General features: G+C 71.8%; 9 protein-coding genes. 3 read left to right on the top strand and 6 right to left on the bottom strand.

All coding sequences use genetic code 11. The features are described 5' to 3' along the window. Nucleotides 1-8 precede the first annotated feature (8 nt). Nucleotides 9-2,063, bottom strand: a complete 2,055-nt coding sequence (locus tag IEY17_RS21995; protein ID WP_229680436.1) for an EAL domain-containing protein — start codon at nucleotides 2,061-2,063, stop codon at nucleotides 9-11. A gap of 603 nt (nucleotides 2,064-2,666) precedes the next feature. Between IEY17_RS21995 and IEY17_RS22000 the strand changes: the two genes are divergently transcribed. After that, nucleotides 2,667-3,485 carry an MBL fold metallo-hydrolase gene (locus IEY17_RS22000; RefSeq protein WP_188990779.1) on the top strand — a complete coding sequence of 273 codons (819 nt, stop codon included), beginning with the start codon at nucleotides 2,667-2,669 and terminating at the stop codon, nucleotides 3,483-3,485. 67 nt (nucleotides 3,486-3,552) lie between these two features. Here IEY17_RS22000 and IEY17_RS22005 read toward each other — a convergent pair whose 3' ends face one another. Beyond that, on the bottom strand, nucleotides 3,553-4,395 hold the full coding sequence (locus IEY17_RS22005) for a VOC family protein (RefSeq protein WP_229680438.1): 843 nt from the start codon (nucleotides 4,393-4,395) through the stop codon (nucleotides 3,553-3,555). A gap of 27 nt (nucleotides 4,396-4,422) precedes the next feature. On the opposite strand from IEY17_RS22005, the gene IEY17_RS22010 reads away from it, so the two are divergent. Beyond that, nucleotides 4,423-5,466: a transporter permease gene (locus tag IEY17_RS22010; RefSeq protein WP_268240382.1), complete on the top strand. Its 1,044-nt coding sequence runs from the start codon at nucleotides 4,423-4,425 to the stop codon at nucleotides 5,464-5,466. 114 nt (nucleotides 5,467-5,580) lie between these two features. Continuing rightward, nucleotides 5,581-6,486: an MIP/aquaporin family protein gene (locus IEY17_RS22015; RefSeq protein WP_188990781.1), complete on the top strand. Its 906-nt coding sequence runs from the start codon at nucleotides 5,581-5,583 to the stop codon at nucleotides 6,484-6,486. Between the two features lie 94 nt (nucleotides 6,487-6,580). Here IEY17_RS22015 and IEY17_RS22020 read toward each other — a convergent pair whose 3' ends face one another. From IEY17_RS22020 to IEY17_RS22035, 4 genes are all read right to left on the bottom strand, one after another. Then, nucleotides 6,581-7,198: a DUF5134 domain-containing protein gene (locus IEY17_RS22020; RefSeq protein ID WP_188990783.1), complete on the bottom strand. Its 618-nt coding sequence runs from the start codon at nucleotides 7,196-7,198 to the stop codon at nucleotides 6,581-6,583. A gap of 1 nt (nucleotide 7,199) precedes the next feature. Further along, the gene (locus IEY17_RS22025) at nucleotides 7,200-8,546 is read right to left on the bottom strand and encodes a PepSY-associated TM helix domain-containing protein (protein WP_188990785.1); all 1,347 of its coding nucleotides are present in this window, start codon (nucleotides 8,544-8,546) and stop codon (nucleotides 7,200-7,202) included. A 108-nt stretch (nucleotides 8,547-8,654) separates the two neighbouring features. Beyond that, nucleotides 8,655-10,835: a heavy metal translocating P-type ATPase gene (locus IEY17_RS22030; protein WP_188990824.1), complete on the bottom strand. Its 2,181-nt coding sequence runs from the start codon at nucleotides 10,833-10,835 to the stop codon at nucleotides 8,655-8,657. Between the two features lie 323 nt (nucleotides 10,836-11,158). Continuing rightward, on the bottom strand, nucleotides 11,159-11,282 hold a 124-nt coding region (locus IEY17_RS22035; protein WP_188987346.1), incomplete at its 5' end, for an adenosylhomocysteinase.

Raw genomic sequence — 11,282 nt, forward strand, 5'->3', positions numbered from 1 at the left:
TCGGGTAATCAGGCCGCGGGCACCGGCAGCGGGGATTCGCCAAGCAGCGCGCGGAACTCCGCCGCGGGCAGCGGTTTCGAGAACAAAAACCCTTGGTAGGCGTCGATGCCGAGGTGGTGCAGCAGGCTGAACTGCGTGGTGTTCTCGACGCCCTCGGCCACGCAGATGCGGCCCATCGACCGGGCCAGTTCCGCCACGGCCCGGGTGATGCCCAGGTCGGCCGGGTCGGTCCCCACCCCGGAGACGAACCGGCGGTCGAGCTTGACGATCTGGGTGGGCAGGTCCCGGAGCCGGGCCAGCGAGGAGTAGCCGGTGCCGAAGTCGTCCATGGCGAACCGCACGCCGGTGCGCGCGAGGTCGCGCATCACGGCGCGTGGCTTCGACGGCAGGTCCACCAGCATGGTCTCGACCATCTCCAGCACCACGCGCCTGGGATCGATGCCGCTGTCGGCGATGGCGGCGCTGATCTCCTCGGCGAAGCATGGGTCGTCCGGGCGCAGCCCGGCGACGTTCACCGTGACGGCCACCTGCCAGCCCGCGGCGTGCCAACCGGTCGCCTCACGCAGCGCGGTGCGCAGCACCCAGCGGTCGAGTTCGGGCAGCAGCCCGCCGCGCTCGGCCACCGGCAGGATCGTGGCCGGGGACAACAGCCCCCGGATCGGATGCGGCCAGCGCACCAGCGCCTCGGCCATGGTGATCGACCGGTCCTCGGCCAGGATCGGCTGGTAGCGCAGTTCCAGCCCGCCGCACGCCAGCGCGTCACGCAGCTCCTCCTCCAGCGACAGCTGGGCCGCCGGGACCGGTGGCCCGTTCCGCGAGGTGCGCCCGTGGCCCTTCTTCGCCACGAACATCGCCGCGTCCGCCGCCTGAATCAGCTCCCGCGCGGTGGCGCGTCCCTCCGCGGTCGCCGCCCCGATCGAGGCGTTGACGCTGACCAGCCGCCCGTACAGCGGAATGACCGCGCGCAGCACCTCCGCAACCTTCGCGGTCAGCTGCCCCACCCCGCCGCAGGCCCGCACGTCCGGGCAGACGACCAGGAACTCGTCACCGTACAGCCGGGCCGCCGCGCAACTGGCCGGCAGCGCGGCGATGAGACGCTGCGCCAGTACGGCAAGCAGCTCGTCGCCCGCGTCGTGGCCGAGCGAGTCGTTGATGCGCTTGAAGTTGTCAAGGTCGCAGAACAGCACGGCGAGCTCGCGCCCGCCGTCGCGGAGTTCACGCTCCAACAGCTCGGTGGCGCCCTGCCGGTTGAGCAGCCCGGTCGTCTCGTCGTGGGTCGCCCGGTGGTGCAGGGCCTCCGCGCGCTGGACCTGCTCGGTGACGTCCTGGAACATCGCCAGCCAGAACGGCTCGCCGTCGTCATGCACCGAAGCCGCGCAGTGCACGTCGCAGTGCACCGGTTCTCCGGCGGCGCCGGTCAGCACCCGGCGGTGCCGTTCCGCCGCATCAGCCTTCCGGCCGTGGCGCGGGACCAGACCGCCACCCGGGTCGGAGGGGTGCAACAGTTCCGTGGCCACCACGCCGTGCAGCCGCCTGCCGACCAGCGCGCACAGGGCGCTGTTGGCGTCGAGGACGCGGTCGGAGCTGTCCAGCAGCGCGAGGCCGACCGGGGCGAGTTCGAACAGGTCGGTGAACCGGCGGTTGGACCGCTGGCGCTGCTGCTGCGCCTCGCTCTCGTCGCGGGTGATCTTGATGAAGCCGTCGAGCGTGCCATCGGTGTCCCGCTGCGCGGTGATGACGACGTGCGCCCAGAAGCGACTCCCGTCCTTGCGGACGCGCCAGCCGCGGTCGACGAACACACCGTTCTCCGCCGCCTGTTCCAGTTCCCAGTTCGGATATCCGGAGCTGGCTCGGTCCTCGGGGTAGAACACGGACAGGTGCCGACCGATGATCTCGTCGCTGCGGTAGCCCTTGATGTGCTCCGCGCGGGTGCTCCAGGTCGTCACGTGTCCCTGCGCGTCCAACGCGAAGACCGCGTACTCGCGCATGTCCCCGGGTGCGAAGTCGACCTGCGTGATATCGCCGGTGGTCGGCCTTGACTGCCGTTCATGTCGTGCGGTCACCGTCCCTCCGTTCCGCCAGCGCGCCGCCCGGTGCGCAGCAAACCTTTGCCGGAGCAGCGGTTGCGTCCCAGTCGGAGAGCTGTCCGCGCTCGGCCCAGCAGGAATGGACTGCGGCCAGGTGTGCCAGCCTCCAGCTGTCGAATCGAACGGCTCACGGAGCCGACGCTACCGGTCACACAACGAATGCGGCAAGGCGTCAAAGATTCGCTCGTGACTGACTCGGGTGACGTACTGGACAAGGACGCCGAACACCGCGCGTCACCGTAAAACCCCATGCACCACAACGGTCACGGCAGCCCGCCCAGCCACCACGAACGGGGCGGACGATTCCGGTGCAGAATCTGGAAAGCTCGCGCATTTCGGCGGCGCCGCGAGTCAGGAGGAACGGTGTCGCGTTCGCCCGGCGGCCCGAAAATGCCGAGCAGCCCCGAATTCACTCGATCGTGGTGTGAATTCCCCGTAACGCACTCGTATCACGAAAACATCCTCCGCAGCCGGAAACGACCGGTCGGTCCGCGCGATCCCGCCCGCGCGGGTCAGCACATCGGGCGCGCACCCCGTCGACGGGTACCCGGAGGGCCGTCCGCCGACGAGGAGGTCGCCATGCCGCATACCGACGCGGGTTCGCTGACGTTCATCGGGAACGCGACGACGTTGCTCCGCTGGCGTTCTCTCTCACTGCTGACGGACCCGAACTTCCTGCACGCCGGACAGCGCGCCTACCTCGGCCACGGGCTGAGCTCGCGCCGGGTGCTGGAGCCGGCCCTGCAGCTCGACGACCTGCCGGACGACCTCGACGCCGTGGTGCTGTCCCACCTGCACGGGGACCACTGGGACCGGGTGTCGCGCCGGGGCCTGGACCGCGGGCTGCCGATCGTGACGACGCCGCACGCGGCCCGGCGGTTGCAGGGCTGGCACCGCTTCCGCCGGGCGACGGGACTGGCCACCTGGGAATCCCACACCCTCCTCAGCGGCACCGACGTGGTGGTGGTGACCGCGGTGCCCGGTCGGCACGCGCCAGGTCTGGCCCGCCACCTGCTGCCGCCGGTGATGGGCAGCGTCCTGGAATTCGCCACGGTCGGCAGCGGACCGGCTCGTCGGGTCTACGTCACCGGCGACACCCTGCTGTTCGACGGCGTTGCCGAGGTGGCCCGCCGGTTTCCGGAGATCGACGTGGTCGTGGCGCACCTGGGCGGCACCACGCTGCCCGGTGGCCTGGTGGTCACCATGGACGCGGCGCAGGGCGCCGACCTGCTGGAACTGGTCCCCGCGACCCGGACGATCCCGGTGCACACCGACGACTACCGGATTCTCCGCTCGTCGCTGGAGGACTTCCTGGCCGAGGTCGACCGCCGGGGCCTGCGCGACCGCGTGACCTGCGTTGCGCGAGGCGAAACGGTGCCGCTGTTCGACGACTCCTGACCGCCACGACCCGTCGGCCGGCGGCGCCGAAGCCCGCCACGCCGGCCGCCACGTCGGAGGGGTCGCGCTAGTCGTCGTAGGGGTCGTCGTTGTTGGTCGTGCCGTACTCGGCGGCCTGGGTGGGGTCGACGACGGCGAACCGCGCTCCGGTGGGGTCGCGCAGCACCGCGATGCGCCCGAGGCCGGAGTCGTAGGGGTCGACACGCACCCGCCCGCCGCGGGCGATCGCCTGGCGCACCAGTTCGTCCGTGCCCACCTCCTCGTCCACGCCGAGATACACCAGCCAGTGCGGCCGGGTGCCGGTGGTGAGGTGCTCGCGGATCATGCTGACGCGGGCGAGCACGGACTCCTCGCCGAGGTACCACACCGCGTACCCGGTGCGGTGCTCGGTGCCGAACTGCTCGGCGGCGTAGCCGAACAGCTCGCCGTAGAAGTGGTCCGCGGTCTGCGCCTTGATCGTCACCAACTCCGCCCAGACCAGCGTGCCTGGCAGGCCGACGTCGAACCGCCACCGATCGTCCGGTTCCAGCAGCCCGAACTCGTCGTCGGCGGGACTGGTCAGCACCAGCTTCACGCCGAGGCCCGGGATGCGGCTGCGCGGGACGACGATCCGCCCGCCCAGCCCGCCCGCCCGGGCCGCGGTGGCCGAGCTGTCCATGGTGGCGAGGTACAGCCGCCACCGCGACCTCCCGTCGTCGCACTCGCGGATGCTGGCCACCGGAAAGCCGTCCTGGTGCGCGAGCAGGTGCGTCCCGGCCCGCGGGTCGTCGTGTGCCTCGTACTCCCAGCCGAACAGTCCCGCGTAGAACTCGCACGCCGCGCCGACGTCGGTGGTCACCAGCTCGATCAGGCACGGTGTGCCCTCAGCGACATCCCAGCGACCGGGATCGACCCGCACCATGTCCGGCATGTCCGCTCCCCCAGCCCGTTCAAGATCATCAGCTGCACCCATTATGCCTGGGAGCCGCCCGACAGCCAGCAGACGTTTCCGGCCAGTCCCGCGGATGTTCCCGGCGTTCCAGGCAAAGCCGGGCCGCCTGCTGCCCCGGCTACGATCAGCGCGCGGCAGGTCCTGACCCTGGTCGGGCTCACCTACCTGTTCGGCATCGCCGAGCAGAACGGGACCGTCGAGCTGGTCGTGCGCTGGTGCGCGGGCGCGGTGCGCGGCCGGGTGGCCGCGATGCCGTGGATCTTCTTTCTGCTGTCCGGGCTGCTGGTGTCCGTCGGGGCGCTGTTCGCCGTCGCGATCGTCGCGCCCGTCGCCATGCCGTTCGCGCGGCGCTTCGGCGTCAGCCTGCTGATGACCGGGATGATGGTCGTCCACGGTGCACTGGCCGGTGCGTTCTCGCCGATCAGCGTCCACGGCAGCTTCGTCCAGCAGGTTCTGGCCGGTTCCGGCCTGCCGAGCAGCCCGATGGTGCTGTTCCTCGCGCCGCTGCTGTTCAACACGGTGGTCGCCGCGGTCGTGTTCACTGTGCCGGGCGGGCGTCGCCTCGTCGGTGCCCGGGTGGACCGGGCCGCCCACGTCGCGCACGGGCGGTCCGGGAGCACCACGGTGGCACCCGCCGAGCCTGCGCGCGGTGCTGGTGCTGCTGGCGCCCGGGCGTCACACCGATGCCGTGGGCCGGGTCAGCTGGTCGACGGTCCTGCTCATCTGCGGGGTGCTGACCTACGTGCACGTCCTGGAGGAGGCGGGCACCACCCGCTACCTTGGCGGCGCCAGCACCGGCGCCTCCGCGTGCCGGTGCTGGTGGCCCTGCTGCTGTGCTGGCTGACCGGCCTGACGTCCGCGCTGGCGTCCTCGGTGGCGATCCTCGGCATCACCATCCCCCTGGCGGTGCCTACAGCGGCGTCGTCGTCGCCACCGGTCCGCCGCTCGCGTGGCTGCTCCTGGTTGTCCCGACCTCGTTGTGAATACCTCGACTTCCCTTGCGGTTCCGGGGAAAACGCCCTTGCGGGTACCCGCGGAACGCGGGGTTGAACCCGCTTGTCTCGCACGCTGCACCGGGGCGCCTGCGGCCATACACTCCGGGTACCCGCGACTCGGAGCCGACCGGGTCGCGCTGGGGGACATCGACTTTCTCGTGGAGCAACGATGGCTGAGCGACTTCAACGCCGCCGCGGCTACCGGGAGGGGCTCGGCGGCGAGATGCTGGCCGAGTTCCTCGGAACATTCGTGCTGATCCTGCTGGGCTGCGCCTCAGTGGCGGTGGCCATCGTCGGCCTGTCGGGCTCGGGGCGGCAGGCCGACGCCTTCGGGCCGGCGAACTGGCTCATCATCGCGTTCGGCTGGGGTTTCGCCGTGGTGTTCGGCGTGTACGTGGCCGGCGGGATCAGCGGTGCGCACATCAACCCCGCTGTCACGCTCGCCTTCGCGGTGCGGCGCGCGTTCCCGTGGGCGAAGGTCGGACCGTACATGCTCGCGCAGCTGGTGGGGGCGTTCGTGGCCGCGGCGCTGGTGAACGCCGTCTACAACTGGGCGATCAACGCGTTCAACGTCAAGGCGGGGCTCGCCCGCGACCAGTCACTGGACACGTTCGCGATCTTCGCGACGTTTCCCGCCAAGTACTTCGACGGGTCGTGGTGGGGTCCGCTGCTGGACCAGATCGTGGGCACCGCCGTGCTGGTGCTGCTCATCTTCGCGCTGATCGACACCCGCAACACGGCCCCGGCGGCCAACCTCGGACCGTTCCTGATCGGCATGGTCGTGTTGACGATCGGGGTGACGTTCGGCCCGAACGCGGGATACGCGATCAACCCGGCCCGGGACTTCGGCCCACGCTTGTGGACATTCGTCGCGGGTTGGGGCGACATCGCGTTGCCCGGCACGTACCAGTGGTTCAGCAACTACTTCTGGATTCCGATCGTCGGGCCGCTCGTCGGCGGGGTGATCGGCGCGGTGGTCTACGACCTGTTCATCGGCCACGTGGTCGCCGCCCGCACCGCGCCGCCGGAACCGGGGCGGACGACCGAAGAACCGCCGAGGGACACCGACCGGTAGCAGGCGGCGAGGTGCTCAGGCACCTTCGCTGGGTCTTCTCGCCAGGTGCGCTCCCCTGGGCAGGCATCCTTGCCTGAACTTGGGTGCCCCATTGTCAGAGGGCGGCCAGCAGCATCGCGCCCATGCCGGCACTCATGGCGGCGTGGCACGCCGCTTCCCTGGCCGCTGTGCGGTGTTGTTTCAGCACCGCGGTGCGGCCGAGGTCGACCGCCGCCGACAGCCAGGGCAGTGAGGCCAGGACGAAGTAGACGCCCAGCACCGCGGTGGTCGCGACGACGGCGATCGGCGGTCCTGACGCGGACGGCGCAGCCACCGGCGTTCCCGAGACCAGCGCGTGGTGGCCGTGCCCGGGCTCTGGCCCACCGGACGTCATCAGCGTCGGCATCACGGCGACCATCCAGGCCATCGCCACCGCCATGAGGGCGTGGTGCGCCTGTTCGCGGCGCCGGTGGCCGCCGCAGAGCCGCCCGTTCGCGGCACGCAGCAGGAACCACAGCGCGGACAGGGCGAACACCGCGATCTGCGGGGCGGCGGGAAGCACCATCCCCCACGGCCACGCCATCGCGACCATCGCCGCGCTCATGACCACGTGGCTCGCGGCGCTGACCCGGCCCGGCAGGTCGCGCAGCAGCATCGCGCGGTGCAGCGAGACGAGCCCGGTACCGAGGAACAGGATGGTGAGGACCGCGCGCAGCAGGGTGTCTTGGACCATGTCAGGCTCCGGAGGTCCGGCGCCGGGCGTGGGCGCCGAGTGCGACGTCGACGAGCAGGAACAACACTAGCGAGGCGCCGAGCAGCGGCAGCGCGCCCCCGACGAACCCGGCCGCGAGGATGATCGGCGCGAGGACCCTCCCCGGGACCCGCCGCCACGCACCGCGTTCGGGCGGCGCACCGAACCGCCGGGTCGGCCGCCGCAGCCACCACATCCGGTAGCCCCACAGCACGAGGGCGAGCAGCGCGACCGCCAGACCCGCCAGCACGAGCTGGTTGACCCAGCCGAAGAGCAGGCCCATGTGCGCGTCGATCCCCCACCGCGTCAGCTTCGCCGCCAGCGGGTAGTCGGCGAACCGCACCACGTCGGTGACCTGCCCGGTGCCGGGATCCACGGCGATCGAGTCCTGCTGCGTCGGCCACCGCCGCTGGATCTGCTGCACCTGGTAGGCCGTCGCACCGCCGTCCGGCGGGGTGATCTCGACCGGCCCGGTCAGGCCGTGGGCGGTCGCGATCCGGAGCACCCGGTCGATGCCGATGTCGCCCGCGGCGGGGTGCGGCAACCCGGTGGCCACGCTCGGCGTCTCCCAGGACAGCGCCGAACGCAGCGAGGCGACCCGCTCACCGGCGTAGGCGGACCACGTCAGACCGGTCGCGGACAGGAAGAGGAACCCCAGCGCCGCCCACAGGCCCACCGCTCCGTGCCAGGACAGGACCCGGCGACGTCCGCTGCCGCGCAGGAGCGGGACGAGCAGCGCGCGCCGGCTCGGACGTCGCCGCCGGATCCACAGCAGGATCCCACCGAGCACGACCACCCACAGCCAGCTGGCCGCGAGCTCGCTGTAGATCCGGCCCGGCTCGCCGAGGTGCAGTCCTCTGTGGAGCTGGTCGATCCAGGTGCGCAGCGGCAGCGCCTGGCTGCTGCCGTAGGTCTCCAGCACGCCGCGGACCTCCGCGGTGTGCGGGTCGACGAACGCGGTGCGGTAGTAGCTGTCCGGCAGGTCCGCAGCGGTGAAGACGACCTGGGTGGTGTCGGTCGGGCTCGGGGCCGGGCGCACGGATTTCACTTCCGCGCCGGGAAGAGCAGCGCGGGCGGCATCCACCTGGACCGAAAGCGGGTGCGACACCGGACCGGCGGGCACGTGCAGTTCGCGGTCGTAGAGAGCTTGTTCCAGCTGCGGCGTGAACGCGTACAGCAGGCCGGTCAGCGCCGCGAGCGCCAGGAAGGGCCCGACGAAGATCCCGGCGTAGAAGTGCAGCCGCAGCACCAGCGGCCGCAGCGCGGGCCACCACTGCTCGGATTCGCGTTGCGGTGACGCGGTTTCCGCGCCGGTCTGCTTGATCGTCATGAGCCCCCGTCCTGGTCGTTGCCGTCGGTACAGGAGTCGGGTGGCCCGCCACCGCGGTTCCGCCAGTGTCACCCGGCTCACACGACGCTACGGAAACCGCGGGCCCGTTCACGACCTCCCTGGGCGATACACCTGGGGCGCGAACCGGCGCAGTCGCAGGCTGTTCGACACCACCAGGCAGGACGACAGGGCCATCGCCGCGGCCGCGACCAGTGGGGTGAGCAAGCCCGCGGCCGCCAGCGGGATCGCGGCGACGTTGTAGCCGAAGGCCCACCCGAGGTTGCCGCGGATGGTGCGCAGCGTGGCGCGGGCGAGCCGGACGGCGTCCGGCACGGCGCCGAGGTCGTCGCGCACGAGGATGAGACCGGCCGCGTTGATCGCCACGTCGGTCCCGCTGCCGATGGCCATGCCGAGGTCCGCGGTGGCCAGCGCGGGAGCGTCGTTCACGCCGTCGCCGACCACGGCGACGACGCGGCCGCGGGCCTGCAGGTCACGCACCACGTCGACCTTCTCATCGGGCAGCCTCTCGGCGGCCACCTCGTCGATCCCGACCTCGTCGGCCACGGCGCGGGCGGTGGCGGCGTTGTCGCCGGTGACCAGCAGCGTTCGCAGCCCGAGCCGGTGCAGCCGGGCGACCGCGTCCCGAGCGCTGGGTTTGACCTGGTCCGCGAGCGCCAGCACCGCGACGGTCTCGCCGTCGCACCCGACGAGCACCGTGGTGCGGCCCGCCTGCTCCCACTCCCGGCGCCGCTCGTCCAGCCAGGGCGGAACCGCCTGGAACAGCGCCGGGCGACCGAGCACGATCTCGCGGCCGTCCACGCGGCCCCGCGCTCCCCTGCCCGGTTCGGCGGTGAACCGCTCGGCCTCGGGCAACGACCCGGTTTCTTTCTGCGCCAAGGCGCTGATCGCCTTGGCGACGGCATGTTCGGAGGCGTTCTCGACCGCACCCGCCCACCGCAGCACCTCGGCGCGCGCCACCCCGGGCCCGCAGTGGATGTCCACAACGGACATCCGCCCCTCGGTGACCGTGCCGGTCTTGTCCAGCACCACGGTGTCGATCGCGCGGGTCGTCTCCAGCGCCTGGTAGCCCTTGATGAAGATGCCAAGCCGCGCACCGCAGCCGGAGGCGACCATCAATGCGGTCGGGGTGGCCAGGCCGAGCGCACAGGGGCAGGCGATGACCAGCACCGCGAGTCCCGCGGTGAACGCACGGTCAGCGTCGTCCAGGAGCCACCACACCGACGCCGTCAGCGCGGCCAGCACGAGCACCGCGGGGACGAAGTAGCCCGAGATTCGGTCGGCGAGCCGCTGCACGGCGGCCTTGCCGGACTGCGCCTCCTCGACCAGCCGCACCATCGCGGCGAGCCTGGTGTCCGCGCCGACGCGGGTCGCCTCGACCACGAGGCGGCCGTTCAACGCCGTGGTCCCGCCGATGACCTCGTCACCCTCGGCAACCTCGACCGGGGCGGATTCCCCGGTCATCGCGCTGCAGTCGAGCGCGCTGGCCCCGCTGACCACGCGGCCGTCGGTGGCGACCGCACCGCCCGGTCGCACCAGGAACCGCTGCCCGACGCGCAGGTCCTCGGCCGGGATCTCGGTGCGCGAGCCGTCGTCGGACACCACCACCACGGTCTTCGCGCGCAGCTTGGCGAGCGCGCGCAGGGCGTCCCCGGCCCGGTGCTCCGCCTTGGCCTCGAAGTAGCGCCCGGCCAGCACGAACGCGGTCACCCCGGCGGCGACTTCCAGGTACAGCGCGCCTTCCGGCCGCAGCAGCAGCTCCAGCGGGGAACCCCCGGCGGGCGGTTCCTGGAAGAACATCGCGTGCACCGACCACACCGAGGATGCGGTGATGCCCAGCGACACCAGGGTGTCCATGGAGGACGATCCGCGCCGGGCGCCGCGCCAGGCGGCTCGGTGCAACGGCCACGCCGCCCACCCGACCACCGGCGCGGCCAGCGCGAGCAGCAGCCACTGCCAACCGGGGAACCGCACCTGCGGCATCGCGGTGCACAGGATCGACAGATCGCACAGCGGCACCGTGAGCACCAGTGCCACGACGAGCCGCCGCCACAGCCCGCGCGCGCGGTCGCCCCGCACCACCTGCGTGCGCTGGTCCACGACCTGCGCCTCGTAGCCGGCGTCCCGCACGGTCTGCACCAGCAGCGAGTCGTCGCTGCCTGCCGGGACGAGCACGCTGGCCCGCCCGGTGGCGAAGTTGACGCCCGCCCGCACCCCGTCGAGCTTGTTGAGCTTGCGCTCCACCCGCGCTGCGCACGCGGCGCAGGTCATGCCCTCCACCACCAGCTCGACGCGGCGCGTCGTCTCGGCCGTTGCCGTCACCCTCGGTCCCTTTCGTTCTGGACACGTCACCGAGGAAGTCGTCCAGAACCACCCGGAAGTTCCCGCGGGAGGCGAGCCGGGTGCGCGGGACGCGCCCAATGTGTCAACTGTGGACGGAGGCGCGGGAGACCAGGTGCTGCCGCAGGGCTGACCTCAGCCTGGCCGCGGGCGACGCGAAGGCAACACACACCCGGAGGCGCATGACACGCTGCGGTCCAAGAGGCCACGTCGATGGCTCCTGGACCGCAGGTCCCGCCTCGGGCGGCGATCGGTCAGTAGCGGTAGTGGTCGGGCTTGTACGGGCCGTCCACATCCACCCCGATGTAGGCCGCCTGCTCCTTGGTCAACCGGGTCAACTTCACCCCCAACGCATCCAGATGCAACCGCGCCACCTTC

The organism is Saccharopolyspora thermophila, from assembly GCF_014646075.1.
In the GTDB taxonomy this organism is placed as follows: domain Bacteria; phylum Actinomycetota; class Actinomycetes; order Mycobacteriales; family Pseudonocardiaceae; genus Saccharopolyspora; species Saccharopolyspora thermophila.

Bases quoted from the DNA above. Each gene is read 5' to 3' on its own strand.
- IEY17_RS22000 (WP_188990779.1), top strand. From the start codon at position 2,667: ATGCCGCATACCGACGCGGGTTCGCTGACGTTCATCGGGAACGCGACG.
- IEY17_RS22005 (WP_229680438.1), bottom strand. From the start codon at position 4,395: ATGCCGGACATGGTGCGGGTCGATCCCGGTCGCTGGGATGTCGCTGAG.
- IEY17_RS22015 (WP_188990781.1), top strand. From the start codon at position 5,581: ATGGCTGAGCGACTTCAACGCCGCCGCGGCTACCGGGAGGGGCTCGGC.
- IEY17_RS22020 (WP_188990783.1), bottom strand. From the start codon at position 7,198: ATGGTCCAAGACACCCTGCTGCGCGCGGTCCTCACCATCCTGTTCCTC.
- IEY17_RS22025 (WP_188990785.1), bottom strand. From the start codon at position 8,546: ATGACGATCAAGCAGACCGGCGCGGAAACCGCGTCACCGCAACGCGAA.
- IEY17_RS22030 (WP_188990824.1), bottom strand. From the start codon at position 10,835: ATGACCTGCGCCGCGTGCGCAGCGCGGGTGGAGCGCAAGCTCAACAAG.